This is a genomic window from Mesorhizobium sp. M0077, from assembly GCF_040322955.1.
Lineage (GTDB): Bacteria > Pseudomonadota > Alphaproteobacteria > Rhizobiales > Rhizobiaceae > Mesorhizobium.
This window is the reverse complement of sequence record NZ_JAMYUL010000010.1, coordinates 193,141-212,063: the sequence shown is the minus strand read 5'-3', so window position 1 is coordinate 212,063 and position 18,923 is coordinate 193,141. Positions and strand designations below refer to the sequence as shown.

The window sequence follows — 18,923 nt, the reverse complement described above, 5'->3', positions numbered from 1 at the left end:
GTCAGGCCAGACGTCGCATGCGGGCGGCGAAGAAGCCGTCCAGGCCGGAAACCCCTGGCGAACCAAGGTCAAGATCGGCGGGTGTGGTGCGCAGCGTGCCTTGCGGGGTCAGGAAGGCGTCGATGCCAGCGATTTCGCCGGGCTGCAGCGGATCGTCGGCGACGGTCTTGTTGCCGGCCAGAAAGGCGCGATACAGATCCTCGCCTTCGATCGGGTCCAGCGAACAGTTGGAAAAAACAATCCGGCCGCCCGGTTTGACCAAAGTGACGGCGCGGGCGAGCAGCTTTGCTTGCAGATCGGCTAGCTTTTCGACGTCGGCTACCGTCTTGGTCCATGGCACGTCCGGGTGGCGCCGAACCGTGCCGGTGGAAGAGCAGGGCGCGTCGAGCAGGACGGCGTCGAAAAGCTCCGCCGGCTGGTATTTCAGCAGATCGGCCTGCACGATCTCGGCGGACAGCCCAAGCCGTTCGAGGTTCTGCGTCAGCCGCGCCAGCCGGTTCTTCGAGGTGTCCAAGGCGGTGACTTTGGCGCCGGCAAGGATAAGCTGAGCGGTCTTGCCGCCGGGGGCGGCGCAGAGGTCGGCGACGCGTAATCCTTTGACATCGCCGAACAGCCGCGCCGGAAAACTGGCGGCGGCGTCCTGGACCCACCATGCGCCTTCGCTGAAGCCCGGCAGTTCGGTGACGGAGGCGCTGAGCTTTTCCACTCGCACCGTGCCGGTCGGCAGCACGATGCCGCCGAGCTTTTCGGCCCACAGTTCGGGATCGGCCTTGACCGTGAAATCCACCGGCGCCTCAACGCGATGCGCCGCCAGGATCTGTCTGGTCATCTCAGGGCCATAGGCAGCTTTCAGGCGATCGGAGAACCATTTTGGCGCCTCATCGGTGGCGGCAAGAGCTGCCGGCAGTTCGGTTTCCTTGGCGCGCACCAAAGTGCGCAGCACGCCGTTGACGAGGCCGGAAAAGCGCTGCGTGCGTGGGTCCGACTTGGCGTGGGTCACAGCCAAATCGACGGCGGCGCTGTCGGGGATGTCGAGGAACAGGATCTGCGCCGCCGCAACATGCAGGATTTGCGACAGCGCTGTGGCGTTGGGCGGCAGCGGCTTTTCAAGGCGGCGGGCGAGGAGCCCGGCAATGGTCATGCGGTAGCGCAGCGCGGTCACCAGTATGGCGCGCACCAGGCCGCGGTCGCGCAGGTCGAGCACCTTGTATTGCGGGTGGCCGTTCTCGTGGTCCGTCAGCCCGTCGAGCGGCGTTTTGGCGTCGATAACGGCGGCCAGCAGCCGCGCCGCGGCCTTGCGCGCGGCGAGGCCGGCGACGAATTCGTCCGAGCTGTTTTCGCGATCGCCTGAATGTGCGGGCCGGGATCTGGCGCCGCTCACGACCACGGACCTTTGGGTCCGGTCGGATTGCGGCCCCACGGATTGGCTTTCGGCTTGGCCGGTTTGGTCGGCTGCGTGGGGCGTGCTGCCTTGCCCCACGGACCTTGCTCGGCATCGGCCGGCAATTCTTCGATCGGCTCTGGCGTCGGCGCCTGGCGCGGCGCCGGCTGGCGGCCTGCCATGTCGCGCGCCATCGCCTGCAGCGCGGCGATGCGGTTGTCGGTGTTCGGGTGGGTCGAAAACAGGCTGTCCATTCGCTCGCCGTGAAGAGGATTGATAATGAAGAGATGCGCGGTCGCGGGATTGCGTTCGGCATCCGGGTTGCGGATGCGTTCGGCGCCGCGGGCGATCTTGTCAAGCGCTGATGCCAGCCAAAGCGGATTTCCAACGATTTCGGCGCCGCGCCGGTCGGCCTCGTATTCGCGGGTGCGGCTGACCGCCATCTGCACGATCATGGCGGCGAAGGGCGCGACCAGCATCGCCACCAGCACGCCGACAAAGCCGAACGGGTTGTTGTTGTCGCGGCTGCCGCCGAAGAAGAAGGCGAAATTGCCGAGCATCGAGATGGCGCCGGCGAGTGTCGCGACAATGGTCATGGTCAGCGTGTCTCGATGCTGGATGTGGGCCAGCTCATGCGCCATGACTGCCGCCACCTCCTCATGCGACAGGCGCTCCAGCAGCCCGGTCGAGGCCGCGACCGCGGCGTTCTCGGGATTGCGGCCGGTGGCGAAGGCGTTCGGCTGCGGATTGTCGATCAGATAGGTCTTGGGCATCGGCAGGCCGGCCTGCTTGGCCAACGCCTCGACGATGGCGTGGAATTCGGGCGCGTTCTTCGCGTTGACCTCGACGGCGCGGTTCATCGACAGCACCATCTTGTCGGCATTCCAGTAGCTGAACAGATTGGTGCCCGCGGCGACCAGGAAGGCCATCATCATGCCGCCGGTGCCGCCGATCAGAAAGCCGACGCCCATGAACAGCGCCGTCATCGCGGCCAGAAGCATGGTGGTGCGTAGCGTGCTCATCATCTGCTCCCTGTGCGGCCGTGGCAAAAAAAGGTCGATCGGGGTGAACTCATGGCTATATGATGGGAAACGCCGCCCTTTGTTTCAATCCGCCCGGACTATCGCATGACCGACCAACCCAGCAAAGCCGATGCCGACCGGGAGAAGGACCTGACGCCGGCGGCCAGCCGAGCGCTGGCTGAAGCCGAGGCGCGCCGTGAAGCGTATCGCCAGAAGGAAGCTGCGTTGCCGAAGGAAATCGGCGGCCGCGGCGGCAAGGAACCCGGCCGCTACGGCGACTGGGAAGTGAAGGGACTGGCTAGCGATTTCTAGGGGTTCAGGAACGGAAGAACTGGGGAACTGGTGAGCTGAAGAGTTGAAGAAAAAGGCGCACAGCAGTTCTCCAGTCCTCCAGTCCTCCAGTCCTCCAGTCCTCCAGTCCTCCAGTCCTCCAGTTCCTCAGGCCGCGCTGCGCTGTGCCCCCAGCGTCATCCAGCCGCTGTCATCGATGGCGATGGAGACGGTTTCGTAGCCGCCAATCGAGTTGTGCTGAGTCGTCATTGGATGCTGGTGAGTGGCGCTGATCACCATCACCGACGCGCCCGCTGCTTCCGCCGCCGCGATACCGGCCGGTGCGTCCTCGAAGACCAGACAGTCGCCGATGTCGACGCCGAGCCGTTTTGCCGCCAGCAGGAAACAGTCGGGCGCCGGTTTGCCGTGCGACACATCCTCGGCCGCGACCACCAAGGCGGGAACCGGGATGCCGGCGGCCCGCATGCGCAGCAGCGCCAACGGGCGCGGCGCGGAGGTGACGATCGCCCAGCGCTCGGCCGGCAGCGCGTTGAGAAACCGTACTGCGCCGGCGATCGGCAGCACGCCTTCGACATCGTCCGACTCGGCCTGCAACAGCACAAACGCCTCATGAACAGGGTCGACGCCGGGAAGCGCCAGCCTGGTGATGGTCTCGACCGCCCGCACGCCATGGATCGTCGGCAGGAAGGCTTCGACGTCGAGACCGTGCTTAAGCGCCCACGCCGCCCAGACGCGCTCGGCCGAGGCGATCGAATTGAGCACCGTGCCATCCATATCGAACAGGAACGCGGCGAATTTTCTGCCTGCAAACATCAGATTTTCCACGGGTTAGGGATCGTTTCGGGAGGTCGAAACATGTCGTTCGACCGTAACGTCGCCACGCCTGCCTGGGAAGCCGCGGGAGAGCCTTTTCGATAGTTCCAGGGAACCATGGTCCCGCCTCTGGCGTTTTGAGCATACTGTTTTCCACGGGATCGAAGGGGCAATCATTGTGCTGATCCGGCTCGGCTACGAAATCGCCATTGAATGCGTCGGCGCCACGCCGGTCATCTCGCTGCTTGATATCCACAGGGATCGTCAGGCCGACATCAAACGGCAGACGCGCGTGCTGACGTCGCCTTCAGTGCCGAGCAAGGTCTATCACGATCTGTTCGGCAATACCTGCCGCCGCTTCACCGTACCCGCCGGCAGTTTCCGCATTCTCTATGACGCAGCCGTCGAGGACAGCGGCGAGCCTGACGCGGTCAACACGCTGGCCAGGGAAGTGCCGGTGGCGGAACTGCCGGACGATGTGCTCGGCTACCTCCTCGGCAGCCGCTATTGCGAGACCGATCATCTGAGCAGTCTGGCCTGGCAGCTTTTCGGCCATGTTCCCTCCGGCTGGGCGCGGGTGCAGGCGATCGTCGACTATGTCCACAACCGGCTGTCCTTCGGCTATGGCTATGCGCGGTCGACGCGTACCGCAGCCCAAGCGCATGAGGAGCAGGTTGGTGTATGCCGCGACTTCGCCCATCTGGCGATCACGCTCTGCCGCTGCATGAACATCCCGGCCCGCTATGTGAACGGTTATCTCGGCGACATCGGCGTACCGGCCGACCCGGCGCCGATGGATTTTTCAGCCTGGATGGAAGTGTTCCTCGACGGCAAGTGGTACACGTTCGACCCGCGCCACAACAAACCCAGGATCGGCCGCGTCGTCATCGCGCGCGGCCGCGATGCCACGGATGTCCCGCTGCTGCACAGTTTCGGCCCACACCAACTCTCGCTGTTCAAGGTCTGGACCTACGAGCAGGAAGGCAAGCTGTTCAATCCGCCCTATCACGGCGTCGACAAGACGATCAGCGCGCGGATGCTGGCGTGACCGGATTCTGATCTGCTTCGACACACAATCCGGAAATGGAAAAGGCCGCCGCTTCTTGACGAAGCCGGCGGCCTTCCGTGTTTCCGTCCGTGGCGCGGCCAATGGCGGCGACCGAGGTCACCCGCCGCGCTTATCGCGCCTTAACGGGAAGACTGCTTCCCGAAAGTGCAATCCGCTGAGGCCACGTTCTGGAAAACGAAATCACTCGACATCGGATCACCTCCTTTCGATTTGTTGAACACGTACAGATGATGGGGTGCGTTGCAGCAAAAAACAAGATGCCGATTTGAAATAGCTGGCGAGCCGCCTTTTGCGCCGGGTTGCGAAGAGCCGCGAGGGCGGGCAAAATCCATGCAAGGTGGATTGTCAGGACTCGGGAGGATGGCCATGGAGGCAGCCGAGAAGGCCGCGCGCATCGTGCGAACGGTGATCGAAACGCTGAAGCCGGGTTTTGCGGTCAAGCTGTGGACCGGCGAGCGGATCGGTCCCGCCATCGGGCCCGTGCTCACCATCAACGACCAGGACATCGTCTGGCAGGTGGTGAAGCGGCCATCGCTGTCGACGCTGATCGAGATGTGGATCTCCAAGACGATAGACATCGAAGACGGGACGATTTTCGATTTCTACGCACTGCCGTCGCAAGGCAAGCTCAGGACCAAGCTCAAGTCGCTGCCGAAGCTGGCGATCCTGCGCGACCTGCCGGCGGTGCTCCTGTCACGCAAGCAGATGAGTGCACGCACCGATCTGTCGGGTCGCAACCCCTATGTCAGCGGGTCGAGCCAGGAGGCGATCCAGCATCACTACGACATTTCGAATGCCTTTTACCGGCTCTTCCTCGACGAGCGCATGGTCTACAGCTGCGGCTACTTTAAGGATTTCGCCGATGGCATCGACCAGGCGCAGGCCGACAAGCTCGACCATATCTGCCGCAAGCTCAGGCTGAAGCCGGGCGAAAAGCTGCTGGACATCGGCTGCGGCTGGGGTGCCATGCTGATCCATGCGGCCAAAAATTACGGCGTCGTCGGCCATGGCGTGTCGCTGTCGCAGGCGCAGACCGATCTCGCCCGCGAGCGCATCCGCGCCGAAGGGCTGCAGGACCGCATCACCATCGAAATCAAATCCTATACGGAGCTCAAAGGCTCCTTCGACAAGATATCGTCGATCGGCATGTTCGAGCATCTCGGCCTCGCCAACCACGCCACCTATTTCAAGACCATCCATCGCTTGCTGAAGCCCGGCGGCATCTATCTGCACCACGCCATCACCAGGCGCAGCAAGGGCGACTTGAAGAAAACCTTGCGCAAGGGGCCGGAGTTCAAGGCGCTGCTCAAATACATTTTCCCAGGCGGCGAACTCGACACGATCGGCATGACGCTGGGCAATCTGGAGGCGCATGGCTTCCTGGTCTACGACGTCGAGAATCTGCGCGAGCACTATGCGCGCACCTGCCGGCTGTGGGCCCAGCGGCTACAGGCTCGCTTCGACGAGGCGGTCGCCGAAGTCGGCGAGGCCAAGGCACGGCTGTGGCTGCTTTATCTCACCGGCTGCTCGATCACCTTCGAGCGCGCCTCGGCGCAGATTTTTCAGACCGTCGTCACCAAACGCGCACGCGGCCCGAGCGGGCTGCCGCCGACACGGGCGGATCTGTATCGGTAGGGATAGGATTCGGGGCCGAACCCCACGCTTTCCAAGGTCTGCGATTCGCTGCCTCGCGGTAGAGGCCTACACGAACCGCATCGGCGCGCCGATCTCGACACGGGCAGGCCTGTCCACAGTGCAATAGACGCCGAGATTATGGGCGTTGTGGCGGACCAGATTGCGCAGGATGCCGGGATCGTGGTCGAAGCCGTCCTGGCTGATGATGGTGAAGCCGCAGCGGCGGCACGGCTCCGAGACGGTCACCAGCAGGTCGCCGATGGCAAGCTTGCGGCCAATCCATTCGGTCTCGGGAAACGAGCCTTCGACCGCCGCCATGTCGACGACGATGTTGGGGCGGAAGCGGCGCGGATCGGGAATGCCTTCGGGGTGCAGCGCCTTGAGCCGGGCCAGCGATGCGGTGGTCAAGAGATGGATCGGCGCTTTGCGGTAGCGCGCCGCGGTCAGCGGGCCGGTGTAGCCGGGAGCGTTGTCCTGGCTGAACGGCCGGATCGAGGCGGCGAAGCCGAGATAGGTCGAGACGGCGCTGTCGCATTCAGCGCCCGGCGCTACCAGCCAGTCGCCGTCGGAAACGGCGATCTCCAGCTTGCGGTCCTTGCTCAGCCGGGTGCGGATGCGCGGCACCTTGTGCCACTTGGCGTCGCGGTCGGGCCGCGCGATCTCATTGTCCGAGACATCGACAAGGCCGAACAGCCGGTCGCCGTCGATGGTTTCAAGGCCGACCGAAATGGCGTCCTGGCGTTCGCCGGCAAGCGAACTTGCAGGGTAACGCCAGAGCTCCGTGACTGCGCCCAGTGCAGCCATCAAATCCCCTCAGCCCTTCTTGTTCTGGCGGTTGGCGATCAGATCATCGACCACGGCCGGATCGGCCAGTGTCGAGGTATCGCCGAGTGCGGAAAAATCGTCCTCGGCGATCTTGCGCAGGATACGGCGCATGATCTTGCCGGAGCGGGTTTTCGGCAGTCCGGGCGCGAACTGCAGCTTGTCGGGCGAGGCGATGGCGCCGATCTCCTTGCGGACATGGGCCACGAGCTCCTTGCGCAGTTCCTCGCTCGGCTCCACGCCTTTCATCAAGGTAACGTAGCTGTAGATGCCCTGGCCCTTGATGTCGTGGGGATAGCCGACGACAGCTGCTTCCGACACCTTCTCATGGCTGACGAGCGCCGATTCGACCTCGGCCGTTCCCATGCGGTGGCCGGAAACGTTGATGACGTCGTCGACGCGGCCGGTGATCCAGTAATAGCCATCGGCGTCGCGGCGACAGCCGTCTCCGGTGAAGTATTTGCCCTTGTAGGTGGAGAAATAGGTCTGCACGAAGCGGTCGTGATCGCCATAGACGGTGCGCATCTGGCCGGGCCAGGAATCGGCAATGCAGAGATTGCCGTCGGCCGCCCCTTCCAGCACCTTGCCTTCGCCGTCGACCAGCTGCGGTTTGATGCCGAAGAAGGGCCGCGTCGCCGAGCCGGCCTTGAGGTCGGTGGCGCCGGGCAGCGGCGTGATCAGGATGCCGCCGGTCTCGGTCTGCCACCAGGTGTCGACGATCGGCACCTTGCCGTTGCCGACGATGTTGAAATACCACTCCCAGGCTTCCGGATTGATCGGTTCGCCGACCGAGCCCAGCACGCGCAGCGACTTGCGCGAGGTCTTCTTCACCGGTTCGTCGCCGGCGCCCATCAGCGCGCGCAGCGCCGTCGGCGCGGTGTAGAAGATGTTGACCTTGTGCTTGTCGATGACTTCCCAGAAGCGCGACTGCGAGGGGTAGTTCGGCACGCCCTCGAACATCAGCGTGGTGGCGCCGTTGGCGAGCGGGCCATAGACGATATAGCTGTGGCCGGTGACCCAACCGACATCGGCGGTGCACCAGTAGATATCGCCGTCATGGTAGTCGAAGACATATTGGTGGGTCATCGAGACATAGACGAGATAGCCGGCAGTGGTGTGCAGCACGCCCTTCGGCTTGCCGGTCGAGCCTGAGGTGTAGAGGATGAACAGCGGATCCTCGGCCTTCATCTTCTCCGGCTTGCAGTCGCCCTTCACCGTGGCGATCTCGTCATGGTACCAGATGTCGCGTCCCTGGACCCAGCCGGTCTTGCCGCCGGTGCGGCGCACGACGACCACCTTTTCGACCTTGGTGCCGGAATTGGCGGCGATTTCGATCGCTCTGTCGGTGTTTTCCTTCAGCGGGATCGGCTTGCCGCCGCGCAGGCCCTCATCGGCGGTGATGACGAAGGTCGACTTGCAGTCATCGATGCGGCCGGCCAGCGCGTCCGGTGAAAAGCCGCCGAAGACGATCGAGTGGATGGCGCCGATGCGGGTGCAAGCCAGCATCGCGTAGGCCGCTTCCGGGATCATCGGCATGTAGATGGTGACGCGGTCGCCCTTCCTGACGCCGTGCTTCTTCATCACATTGGCGAGCCGGCAGACATGCTCGTAGAGCTCGTTATAGGTGATCTTCTTGTCGTCGTAGGGATTGTCGCCTTCCCAGATGATGGCTGTCTGGTTGCCGCGCTTCTTCAAATGGCGGTCGATGCAGTTGTAGGAGACGTTGGTTTCGCCGTCCTCGAACCATTTGATCGAGACCTTGCCCTCGAAGGAGGTGTTCTTGACCTTGCTGAACGGCTTGAACCAGTCGATGCGCTTGCCGTGCTTGCCCCAGAACTTGTCCGGATTCTTCACGCTGTCGGCATACCATTTGAGGTAGGTGTCATTGTCGATCAGCGCATTCTTCTTCCACGCCGGCTGGACGCGGTGGATCTTCACCTCGGACATGTCTTCACTTTCCTCCCAAACCACCCCGCCGGCTTGACCACAGCCAGGATCACGGCGACGCAGCCGCGAATTCGGCGGCATTATTAACAGTTCCGCGCTGACGGCAACATTAGACGTTGGATTCGCGTGGCGGGATGCCGCAGCTCCCGTTCAGGTTGTATCAGCACTCGGCAGCGGTCGCTGCTAACTGTATGTTTTCGTGCATAAAACCCGACTGGGATCAGGAAAATCATAGACAGTTAAGGAACGGCGCGCACAATTCGGTGTTGGGAGGAATGGAGAATCAACTAGGCCAAGGGGCTGTCATGCGCGATCATTCCGAAATGGACCTGATGCTCAAGGGGTATGGCCTGACCACGGCCAAGATTCTATACCATTTTCCCGACCACCCGCATCTGCTGCAGAGCTTCATCTGGCAGGATTACGATCTGGCGCCGAAGTTTCCGGTGCTGATCAAGTTCATCGAGTTCTGGAAGGCCAGGCTCGACGGGCCGCTGCATTCGATCAGCTACACGCACCAGAAGCTGATCGCGCCGAACGAATGGCGGAAGGTGGATGGGGAGTTCGTGCTGCACTGAGCGGCAGTATAGCTGATCTCCCCCGCGAGGGGGGAGATTGGCAGCTTCAACGTCGGCGATCACACCGCAGGCGGGTTCAGCCGGGCGAAACCTTCCTGGCGGTGATAAGGGAAGTACGGGTAGGGCGCTGTGACCTCGCTTGCAGCGTCGAGTTTTTTGACCTGCTCCGGCGTCAATGCTCAGCCGGCGGCGCCGAGGTTCTGGCGCAGCTGTTCCTCGTTGCGGGCGCCGATGATGACCGAGGACACGGTCGGGCGCCGCAACAGCCAGTTGATGGCGATCTGCGGCACGGTCTTGCCGGTCTCTTCAGCCATCGCATCAAGCGCATCCATGACCCGGTAGAGATGTTCGTCCGCGACCGGCGGGCCGAAATCGGCGGTGTCGTGCAGCCGGCTCTTTTCCGGCAGGGGCTGGCCGCGGCGGATCTTGCCGGTCAGGCGGCCCCAGCCGAGCGGACTCCACACCAGCGCGCCGATGCCCTAGTCGATACCGAGCGGCATCAGCTCCCATTCATAGTCGCGGCCGACCAGCGAGTAGTACACCTGATGCGCGGCGTAGCGCGGATAAGCATGCTTGTCAGCTTCCGCCAGCGATTTCATCACCTGCCAGCCGGAGAAGTTGGAGACGCCGACATAGCGCAGCTTGCCGGCGCGCACGAGGTCGTCCAGCGTCGACAACACCTCCTCGATCGGCGTGCCGGCATCGAAGGCGTGCAGCTGCAACAGGTCGATATAATCGGTGCCCATGCGCTTCAGGGCGGCGTCGACGGCTTTGATCAGCCGCGAGCGCGACGAGCCGTAGTCGGCCGGTCTGTCGCCCATCGGCAGCGAAGTCTTGGTCGAGATCAGCATCGCGTCGCGGCGGCCTTTGATGGCTTCGCCAAGCACTTCCTCGGAGGCGCCGTTCGAATAGACATCGGCGGTGTCGAACAGATTGACGCCGGCCTCGAGGCAGATGTCGATCAGCCGCCGCGCTTCCTTGGCGTCGCTGTTGCCCCAGGCCCCGAACAGCGGCCCGGAGCCGCCGAAAGTGCCGGCTCCGAAAGAGAGTGCGGGCACTTTCAGGCCCGATGCGCCGAGACGTCGATAATCCATTTTATGCTCCTTGATGATGTCGAAGAAGGATTGCGCGTGATGCTCATGACTGGGCGCAGACCGGCGCCCCGATTGTGGGGGCGCGATCGAGGCGCAGCGCCAGGGCAGCGACGCCAAGAGCCACGACCGGCAGCAAAGCGGCGATCCAGGTTAGTGAGCCGAGGCCGAGGCCATGGGCAATCACCGCGCCGCCAAGCCAAGCGCCGGCGGCATTGCCGAGGTTGAAGGCGGCGATGTTGAAGGAGGAGGCGAGGCTCTGGCCCGCGCCTTGCGCCTTTTCCAGCACCCACATCTGCAGCGGCGCCACGGTGGCGAAGGCGGCGGCACCAAGCAGGCCGACATAGATGACGGCCAGGATTTGGCTGTGGACGGCGAAGGTCATTGTGGCCAGCACCAACGCCAGCACCACGAGGCTGCCGAGCACCGTTGGCACCAACCAGCGGTCGGCGACCTTGCCGCCAAGCAGATTGCCGGCGATAAGACCGCCGCCGAAGACCAGCAGGATCGGCGACACCGCGGCCTCCCTGAAGCCGCTGATCTCGGTGAGCAGCGGGGCGATGTAGGTGAAGACGGCGAAGACGCCGGCATAGCCGAGCACGGTGGTGGCGAGGCCGAGCAGCACCGGCGTGCGGCGCAGCACGGCGAGGTCGGCGCGCAGATTGGTCTTCTCGGGCGCTTCCTTGCTGCGCGGCACCAGAAGCAGGATGACGGCAAAGGCTGCCAAGCCGACCAGGGTTACCGCCCAGAAGGTGGCGCGCCAGCCGAAGGCCTGGCCTAGCCAGGTGCCGAAGGGCACGCCGAGGATGTTGGCGATAGTCAGTCCGGTGAACATCAGCGCGATCGCCGAGGCTTTCTTGTTGGGCGCGACCAGGCCGGTGGCGACCACCGAGCCGACGCCAAAGAAAGTGCCATGGGCAAAGGCGGTGATGATGCGGGCGCCCATCAGCGTCCAGTAGTCGGGGGCGATCGCACAGGCGAGGTTGCCGAGCGTGAAGATCGCCATAAGGGCCAGAAGGACGGTCTTGCGGGGCCAGTTGCCGGTGGCGATGGTCAAAAGCGGCGCGCCGATGACGACGCCCAACGCGTAGCCCGAAATCAACTGGCCGGCGGCCGAGATCGAGACTCCGAGATCTTTGCTGACATCGATCAGCAGCCCCATGATGACGAATTCGGTGACGCCGATGCCGAAGGCGCCGGCAGCGAGGGCGTAGAGAGCAAGAGGCATGGCGGTTTCCAGTTCGAACTCGAATGAGCGCGCTGTCCAGACCCGCGCCCCGACCGCAGAGATCGTGTTGCCATGCCTTGTGAACCAGACTTGCCTTGGGCATATTTCCTGTGAAATAGATTCACAGATGGCCAGACCCGACATCAACCGTTCCGGCGAGATCGAAGTGTTCGTCCGCGTCGTCGAGGCGAGCAGCTTCTCGGCTGCGGCTCGTTCGCTGCGTATGACACCGTCGGCGGTGAGCAAGCTGATCGCGCGACTGGAGGCAAGGCTCGGCGCGCGGCTGGTCACCCGCTCGACGCGCAAGCTGCAGCTGACGCCGGAAGGGACGGCGTTCTATGACAGCGGGGTGCGCATCCTAGCCGATATGGCGGCGGCCGAGCGCGAGGCGGCCGTGGGTGCCGCGCCGCGCGGACGGCTGCGCGTCAACTCCTATGTGCCCTTCGGGGTGCATCGGCTGATCCCGCTGCTGCCTGATTTCCTCGAACGCTATCCCGAGATTTCGGTCGATCTGGTGCTGACCGACAGCGTCATCGATTTGATGGCTGAGCGTGCCGACGTCGCCATCCGCGCCGGGCCGCTCGGCGAATCGCGGCTGGTGGCGCGCAAGCTCGGGCAAACCCGGATGACGGTCGTTGCCGCACCGTCCTATCTCAAGACACATGGCACACCGCTGATTCCAGCCGATCTCAGCCGGCACAATCGCATGGCTTTCGGCTTTGTCCGGCATGTCGATGGCTGGTCGTTTGTCGATGCAACCGGGAACGCCGTCATGGTGCCGATCACCGGAAACACGCTGGTCGGCGATGGCGAGTCGATGCGGTTGATGGCGGTCGGCGGTGCCGGCATCGCCCGGCTGGCACACTGGCATGTGGCCGATGACATCGCGGCGGGGCGGCTGACGGCGCTGCTGGAGGATTTCAATCCGGGCGACGAGGAGCCTACCCACGCCGTCTATGTCGGCCAAGGCCGGCATTTGCCCGCACGGGTGCGGGCGTTTCTCGACTTTCTGGTCGAGAGCGTGCGGATGAGTTGAAAAGACGTTGGGGAGCCAGATGACCCCCCAAGCATCAGGCGACAGCGGTGACTATTTCTTCGGGGTGAACGGCGCCGGGCGGCGACCGGCGCCCTGACGCTCCAGCATCCAGCCGGGATATTCGGCCGGCAGCGCGCTGACCTCATCCAGTCTGGCGAGATCGTCGGCGTCGAGCTTCACCTCGGCCGCGGCAAGGTTCTGCTCGAGCTGCTCCATGCGGCTGGCGCCGATGATGACGCTCATGACGAAAGGTTTGGCCAGGACATAGCCGAGCGCCACCGTGGCGACGCTGACGCCGTGCTTCTGGGCGATCTCGCGCATCACGGCGACGGCCGCCCAGGCGCGGTCCTCATCGACCGGCGGGAAGTTGAAGGCGGCGCGGCGGCCTTCGCCATTGCCGGGCGCGCCGGGGCCGTATTTGCCCGACAGCAGGCCGCCGGCCATTGGCGACCAGACCATCAGGCCGAGCTTTTCCTCGTTGATGAGCGGCACGATCTCGCGCTCGAGGTCGCGGCCGGCGATCGAGTAATAGGACTGGATGGTCTCGAAGCGGGAAAATCCCTTGCGCTCGGCAACGCCCAGCGCCTTGGCGATGCGCCAGGCCGCCCAGTTGGAGACGCCGACATAGCGGACCTTACCGCTGGCAACGAGATCGTCGAGCGCCCGCAGCGTCTCGTCGACTGGCGTCACGGTGTCGGTGCCGTGCAGCTGGTAGAGATCGATATGGTCTAGCTGCAGCCGCTCCAGGCTGCCCTCGACCGAATCCATGATGTGGCCGCGCGAAGAGCCGCGCTCGTTCGGGCCCTGGCCCATGGCGCCATGCACCTTGGTGGCAATGACGACGTCCGAGCGTTTGACGCCAAGATCCTTGAGCGACTGGCCAAGCAGGCGTTCGGACTGGCCGAATGAATAGACGTCGGCCGTGTCGAAGAAATTGACGCCGGCGGCGATGGAACGGGCAACGATGTCGTTGACGCCCTTCTGGTCGAGGCTGGCGATCAGGCCCCATTGGGCATTCTCGCCGGCGGCGCCGAAGGTCATGGTGCCGAGGCACAGTTCGGAGACGAACATCCCCGTATTTCCGAGTTGATTGTAGCGCATGGTGGCGGCTCCAGCAGATTGGTGATGACGCCAAGCAAATAGGAACGGTGCGTTTCGTTTCCAGTGGTGGCACAATGATGGGCCGGCTCTGGCTCAACCTGCGGCCGACCCAACACCGGATCAACAGAGGCGGGTCAGGCTTCCCAAGGGTTGAACATTGTGACGGCAGTATCGTCGAAATCGGCGACGTTGCGTGTGACCAGTATGAGATCGTGGAAGAGCGCCGTCGCGGCTATAAGCCCATCTGCGTCGCCGCGCGTGCGGATCGCGGAGATGCGACCCCATTGGGCAGCGATGTTCTCGTCTATGCCGAGAATTCGGTTTTCGTAGCTGTGGCGCAGACCGTGGAACCACGTTGCTAAATGGTTTGCAGTGTCGGGGTCGTTTCGCCGCTTCATTTCGATTCCGCGTGCGATTTCACCGAGCGTGATGACGCTTAGAAACAGAGACTGGCGCTCTTGCTTGATTATCCAATCCGCCACTGGCCCCCCTCGCTTTCGCGCATCCGACACGATGTTCGTGTCCAGAAGAAACATCAGAGGTCCACGTCTCGGCCGGGCCCCTTGGAGCGGCGATTGACCTCTTCGACGAAGTCGTCGTCCCATTCGGGACCGGAAAGAAGGTATTCCGCAAGTGAGGGCTTAGAGCCGACGAGCCTTTCGTATTCTTCAGCGGCCAACACGACAGCAGCGGGCTTTCCACGCAAGGTGATGGTCTGCGGGCCCTTTTCACGAGCCTGCTGAACCAGCTTCGAGAGATTGTTTTTTGCGTCCTGCAGATGCCAGTTCATGGAAGGTACCTAGCTAGCTTGGCTAGATATAGCATCGCTGCAGCGATGCAGCAACAATGCTACTGTTAGGGCGGCGAGATCACCGAGGTTTATCGGCCGCCGAAAATCGCCGAGCCGACGCGGACGCTGGTGGCGCCGAAGGCTATGGCGGTCTCGAAGTCGCCGGACATGCCCATCGACAGTTTTGCGACCCCGGCCTCCTTGCCGAGCTTTTCCAGCAGGGCGAAATGCGGGCCGGGGTTTTCGTCGGCCGGCGGGATGCACATCAGGCCTTCGATGGCGAGGCCATGGACATCGCGGCAGCGGGCGACGAAGGCAACGGCGTCGCCCGGCTCGATGCCGGCCTTTTGCGGCTCCGAGCCGGTATTGACCTGGACGTAGAGTTTCGGCGTGCGGCCCTGGCGCACGATTTCCTTGGCGAGTTCGGCGGCGAGCTTTTCGCGGTCGACGGTCTCGATGACGTCGGCGAGAGCGACGGCTTCCCTCGCCTTGTTCGACTGCAGCGGGCCGATCAGATGCAGTTCGATATTAGGGAATTCCGCTTTCAAGGCCGGCCATTTGCCTTGCGCTTCCTGCACGCGGTTTTCGCCGAAGACGCGCTGGCCAGCCTCGATGACCGGGCGGATGACGTCGGTCTCAAAAGTCTTCGACACCGCAACCAGCGTCACCGAACCGGCGTCGCGGCCGGCCTCGCGCTCGGCGGCAGCGATCCTCGTCTTGACGGCGAAAAACTGTTCGACGGCGCTGGCCATGTCCATATCCTGCCTGTCTTTAATCGTCTTGGCCGGCTCGCCGCAGTTGACGGGTCCGGCAATCCATGGTGAACACCGCGACGACATTTACCTTGGCCACCGGGCCTTGTCCGGCGGTCTGCGCCTGCTTTTAAGTGAAAATCATCCGATGGCAACCGAACGATACAATCCGCGCGCGTCAGAGCCCAAATGGCAGAAGGCCTGGGCCGAAAAGAAGCTGTTCGAAGCGCATAACAACGATCCAAGGCCGAAATACTACGTGCTGGAGATGTTCCCCTATCCCTCGGGGAAGATCCATATCGGCCACACCCGCAACTACACGATGGGCGATGTGGTGGCGCGCTACAAGCGGGCCAAGGGCTTCAACGTGCTGCACCCGATGGGCTGGGACGCTTTCGGCATGCCGGCCGAAAACGCGGCGATGCAGAACAAGGTCCATCCCAAGGAATGGACCTACGCCAACATCGCCGCCATGCGCGAGCAGCTCAAGATGATGGGCCTGTCGCTGGACTGGGCGCGTGAGTTCGCCACCTGCGACGTCGACTATTACCACCGCCAGCAGATGCTGTTCCTCGATTTCGTCGAAAAGGGGCTGGTGACGCGCAAATCCTCCAAGGTCAACTGGGACCCGGAGGACATGACGGTGCTCGCCAACGAGCAGGTCATCGACGGCCGTGGCTGGCGCTCGGGCGCGCTGGTCGAACAGCGCGAGCTGACGCAGTGGTTCTTCAAGATCACCGACTACGCGCAGGACCTGCTGGACTCGCTGAATGGTCTCGGCGAGTGGCCGGAAAAGGTCAAGCTGATGCAGCAGAACTGGATCGGCCGCTCGGAAGGGCTGCTGATCCGCTGGTCGCTGGCCGCTCCGGTTGGCGATGCGAAGGAACTGGAGGTCTACACGACCAGGCCCGACACCATTTTCGGCGCGTCGTTCATGGCGGTTGCCGCCGACCATCCGCTGGCCAGGAAGGCCGCCGAGACCAATCTCGATCTGGCCAAGTTCATCGACGAAATCAGGCATATGGGCACGTCGGTGGCCGCACTGGAGACGGCCGAGAAGAAAGGTTTCGACACCGGCATCCGCGTCGTGCATCCGTTCGACGACTCGTGGACGTTGCCGGTCTATGTCGCGAATTTCGTTTTGATGGAATACGGCACCGGCGCCATATTCGGCTGCCCGTCGGGCGACCAGCGCGACCTCGATTTCGCCAACAGATACGGCCTGCCGGTGATCCCGGTGGTGATGCCGGAGGATGCCGACGCCAAGACCTTCCAGGTCACGGAAGAGGCCTATGTCGATGACGGCGTGATGATCAATTCGCGTTTCCTCGACGGCATGAAGCCGGAGCAGGCGTTCGACGAGGTGGCAAAGCTCCTGGAGCAGAAGACCATAGGCGGGCGGCCAATGGCGGAGCGCAAGGTGAACTTCCGCTTGCGCGACTGGGGCATTTCACGTCAGCGCTACTGGGGCTGCCCGATCCCGATGATCCATTGCGAGGATTGCGGCGTCGTGCCGGTGCCGAAGGCCGACCTGCCCGTCAAGCTGCCCGACGACATCGAGTTCGACCGTCCCGGCAATCCGCTCGACCGCCACCCGACCTGGCGGCATGTGAAGTGCCCGAAATGCGGCAAGGATGCGCGCCGCGAGACCGACACGATGGACACGTTCGTCGATTCGTCCTGGTATTTCGCGCGCTTTACAGCGCCCTGGGCCAACGAGCCGACGGAGCCGAAGGCTGCCGATGACTGGCTGGCCGTCGACCAGTATATTGGCGGCATCGAGCACGCGATCCTCCATCTGCTCTATTCGCGCTTCTTCACCCGCGCCATGCGCGCGACCGGGCATCTCGACCTGGCCGAGCCGTTCAAGGGCCTGTTCACGCAAGGCATGGTGGTGCATGAGACCTACCGCGTCGGCGGTGCGTCGAACAATGGCCGCTGGCTGTCGCCGGCTGAGGTCAGGATCGAGGATGTCGGCGGCAAGCGCCGCGCCATCGAGATCGCCACCGGCGAAGAGGCGGCGATCGGCTCGCTCGAAAAGATGTCGAAGTCGAAGAAGAATACGGTGAGCCCGGAAGACATCACCGATGGCTACGGCGCCGACACCGCACGCTGGTTCATGCTGTCGGATTCGCCGCCCGAGCGCGACGTCGAATGGACGGACGATGGCGCCGCCGGCGCACATCGCTTCATCCAGCGCGTCTGGCGCCTGGTGTCGATCGCCGCCGAGACGCTCGACGGCGTCAAGCCGCAGCCGGCGCAGGAGGGCGAGGCCGGCGCCGTTTCCAAGGCCGCGCACAAGATCCTGAAGGCCATCGGCGAGGATATCGAGAAGCTCGGCTTCAACCGTGCCATTGCCCGCATCTACGAGCTGGCCAATGCCTTGACCACGCCGCTCAACGACGTCGCCGAGGGCAAGGCCGACGCGGCTCTGAAAGGCGCCTGCCGCGAGGCGGTGGAGATCCTTGTGCATGTGGTCGCGCCGGTCATGCCGCATCTGGCCGAAGAGTGCTGGCACACGCTCGGCGGCACCGATCTGGTCGCCGAACGGCCTTGGCCGGTCTACGATCCGGCACTGGTGGTCGACAACGAGATCGTGCTCCCGGTTCAGGTCAACGGCAAGAAGCGCGGCGATTTGACAATTGCCCGCGACGCGGACCAAGGTGCGGTCGAAAAAGCGGTTCTGGCTCTCGACTTCGTGCAGAAAGCGCTGGAAGGTAAGGCGCCCCGCAAGGTGATCATCGTGCCGCAGAGGATCGTCAATGTCGTTGCTTGACTTCAGAAGGATGGGGCCTGATCTGGAAAAGACGACGCTATTGCTGCGCCGCGCAGCGCTGTACGGCATGGTCGCCTCGGTGGCGCTGGTTTCGGCCTGCACGGTGAGGCCGCTCTATTCCAGCGCGCCGCTGAGCGCCGGCTCCACGGTCAGCGCTTCGGCGGAACTGGCGTCGATCGCGGTCAAGCCGGTCAAGACACGCTACGCCCAGCAGGTCCGCAACAATCTGATCTTTGCCTTTGGCCAAGGCGCCGGCGAGCCGCCGGCGCCGGTCTACATGCTCGATCTCGGCGTCACCGAACTGGTCGAATCGGCCGCGGTGGTGCAGATCCAGACCGACGAAGACGAGCCGACGGCAGGCACGGTGACGCTGACCGCAAACTATGTGCTGACCGATGCCAGGACCGGCGTGGTGATCGCAACCGGCAAACGGTCGATCCCATCATCCTTCGACAAGCCGACGCAGGAGTTCGCCTCCTACCGGGCGCAGCTCGACGCCGAGAACCGCGCCGCACGCGAACTGGCTGAAATGGTGAGCCTGTCGGTCGCCCAGGACTTGGTCAGGCACGGCAAGAAGGCCTGAGCATTCCC

General features: G+C 63.6%; 17 protein-coding genes and 1 pseudogene. 7 read left to right on the top strand and 11 right to left on the bottom strand.

The features are described from left to right. Nucleotide 1 precedes the first annotated feature (1 nt). Both NKJ57_RS20390 and htpX read right to left on the bottom strand, forming a co-directional pair. A complete protein-coding gene (locus NKJ57_RS20390) occupies nucleotides 2-1,387 on the bottom strand; it encodes an RsmB/NOP family class I SAM-dependent RNA methyltransferase (protein WP_023726114.1) in 1,386 nt (461 codons plus the stop codon). After that, nucleotides 1,378-2,403, bottom strand: coding sequence for a zinc metalloprotease HtpX (gene htpX, locus NKJ57_RS20385; protein WP_352512143.1), 1,026 nt, complete (start codon nucleotides 2,401-2,403; stop codon nucleotides 1,378-1,380). Before htpX ends, NKJ57_RS20390 begins: the two co-directional genes overlap by 10 nt. A gap of 105 nt (nucleotides 2,404-2,508) precedes the next feature. On the opposite strand from htpX, the gene NKJ57_RS20380 reads away from it, so the two are divergent. Continuing rightward, on the top strand, nucleotides 2,509-2,715 hold the full coding sequence (locus NKJ57_RS20380; protein ID WP_023688862.1) for a DUF1674 domain-containing protein: 207 nt from the start codon (nucleotides 2,509-2,511) through the stop codon (nucleotides 2,713-2,715). 126 nt (nucleotides 2,716-2,841) lie between these two features. Here the strand turns inward: NKJ57_RS20380 and NKJ57_RS20375 are convergent, their stop codons facing one another. Beyond that, nucleotides 2,842-3,507: an HAD-IA family hydrolase gene (locus NKJ57_RS20375; protein ID WP_023668644.1), complete on the bottom strand. Its 666-nt coding sequence runs from the start codon at nucleotides 3,505-3,507 to the stop codon at nucleotides 2,842-2,844. Between the two features lie 178 nt (nucleotides 3,508-3,685). Between NKJ57_RS20375 and NKJ57_RS20370 the strand changes: the two genes are divergently transcribed. Both NKJ57_RS20370 and NKJ57_RS20365 read left to right on the top strand, forming a co-directional pair. Then, nucleotides 3,686-4,555, top strand: a complete 870-nt coding sequence (locus NKJ57_RS20370; protein WP_023688863.1) for a transglutaminase-like domain-containing protein — start codon at nucleotides 3,686-3,688, stop codon at nucleotides 4,553-4,555. Nucleotides 4,556-4,942: 387 nt separating this feature from the next. Beyond that, entirely contained in the window at nucleotides 4,943-6,211 is a 1,269-nt protein-coding gene (locus NKJ57_RS20365; protein WP_352512146.1) for a class I SAM-dependent methyltransferase, read from the top strand. A 66-nt stretch (nucleotides 6,212-6,277) separates the two neighbouring features. On the opposite strand, the gene NKJ57_RS20360 is transcribed toward NKJ57_RS20365, so the two are convergent. Both NKJ57_RS20360 and acs read right to left on the bottom strand, forming a co-directional pair. After that, nucleotides 6,278-7,015 carry an MOSC domain-containing protein gene (locus tag NKJ57_RS20360; protein WP_352512147.1) on the bottom strand — a complete coding sequence of 246 codons (738 nt, stop codon included), beginning with the start codon at nucleotides 7,013-7,015 and terminating at the stop codon, nucleotides 6,278-6,280. A gap of 9 nt (nucleotides 7,016-7,024) precedes the next feature. Next, nucleotides 7,025-8,980 carry an acetate--CoA ligase gene (gene acs / locus NKJ57_RS20355; protein WP_352512148.1) on the bottom strand — a complete coding sequence of 652 codons (1,956 nt, stop codon included), beginning with the start codon at nucleotides 8,978-8,980 and terminating at the stop codon, nucleotides 7,025-7,027. Between the two features lie 305 nt (nucleotides 8,981-9,285). On the opposite strand from acs, the gene NKJ57_RS20350 reads away from it, so the two are divergent. After that, nucleotides 9,286-9,558, top strand: a complete 273-nt coding sequence (locus NKJ57_RS20350) for an usg protein (RefSeq protein WP_023668649.1) — start codon at nucleotides 9,286-9,288, stop codon at nucleotides 9,556-9,558. Nucleotides 9,559-9,617: 59 nt separating this feature from the next. On the opposite strand, the pseudogene NKJ57_RS20345 reads toward NKJ57_RS20350, so the two are convergent. Together NKJ57_RS20345 and NKJ57_RS20340 are read right to left on the bottom strand one after the other, a co-directional pair. Next, nucleotides 9,618-10,652 (bottom strand): annotated as a pseudogene (locus NKJ57_RS20345) (aldo/keto reductase). A gap of 43 nt (nucleotides 10,653-10,695) precedes the next feature. After that, nucleotides 10,696-11,877, bottom strand: coding sequence for an MFS transporter (locus NKJ57_RS20340; protein ID WP_352512150.1), 1,182 nt, complete (start codon nucleotides 11,875-11,877; stop codon nucleotides 10,696-10,698). A 127-nt stretch (nucleotides 11,878-12,004) separates the two neighbouring features. On the opposite strand from NKJ57_RS20340, the gene NKJ57_RS20335 reads away from it, so the two are divergent. Further along, nucleotides 12,005-12,913, top strand: a complete 909-nt coding sequence (locus tag NKJ57_RS20335; protein WP_023715901.1) for a LysR family transcriptional regulator — start codon at nucleotides 12,005-12,007, stop codon at nucleotides 12,911-12,913. A 51-nt stretch (nucleotides 12,914-12,964) separates the two neighbouring features. Here the strand turns inward: NKJ57_RS20335 and NKJ57_RS20330 are convergent, their stop codons facing one another. From NKJ57_RS20330 to NKJ57_RS20315, 4 genes are all read right to left on the bottom strand, one after another. Beyond that, a complete protein-coding gene (locus NKJ57_RS20330; RefSeq protein WP_023668653.1) occupies nucleotides 12,965-14,014 on the bottom strand; it encodes an aldo/keto reductase in 1,050 nt (349 codons plus the stop codon). 134 nt (nucleotides 14,015-14,148) lie between these two features. Further along, nucleotides 14,149-14,550 (bottom strand): type II toxin-antitoxin system VapC family toxin, encoded by a 402-nt coding sequence (locus tag NKJ57_RS20325; RefSeq protein ID WP_352512151.1) that lies wholly within the window; start codon nucleotides 14,548-14,550, stop codon nucleotides 14,149-14,151. After that, nucleotides 14,550-14,804 (bottom strand): type II toxin-antitoxin system Phd/YefM family antitoxin, encoded by a 255-nt coding sequence (locus NKJ57_RS20320; protein ID WP_023684084.1) that lies wholly within the window; start codon nucleotides 14,802-14,804, stop codon nucleotides 14,550-14,552. The genes NKJ57_RS20325 and NKJ57_RS20320 overlap by 1 nt, the downstream gene beginning before the upstream one ends. A gap of 89 nt (nucleotides 14,805-14,893) precedes the next feature. Beyond that, on the bottom strand, nucleotides 14,894-15,556 hold the full coding sequence (locus NKJ57_RS20315; protein ID WP_023715902.1) for a YggS family pyridoxal phosphate-dependent enzyme: 663 nt from the start codon (nucleotides 15,554-15,556) through the stop codon (nucleotides 14,894-14,896). Between the two features lie 148 nt (nucleotides 15,557-15,704). On the opposite strand from NKJ57_RS20315, the gene leuS reads away from it, so the two are divergent. Both leuS and NKJ57_RS20305 read left to right on the top strand, forming a co-directional pair. Continuing rightward, complete coding sequence (gene leuS, locus NKJ57_RS20310) at nucleotides 15,705-18,332, top strand: leucine--tRNA ligase (protein WP_352512153.1); 2,628 nt, start codon at nucleotides 15,705-15,707, stop codon at nucleotides 18,330-18,332. Next, complete coding sequence (locus NKJ57_RS20305) at nucleotides 18,319-18,915, top strand: LPS assembly lipoprotein LptE (RefSeq protein WP_023831794.1); 597 nt, start codon at nucleotides 18,319-18,321, stop codon at nucleotides 18,913-18,915. The genes leuS and NKJ57_RS20305 overlap by 14 nt, the downstream gene beginning before the upstream one ends. Nucleotides 18,916-18,923 lie beyond the last annotated feature (8 nt).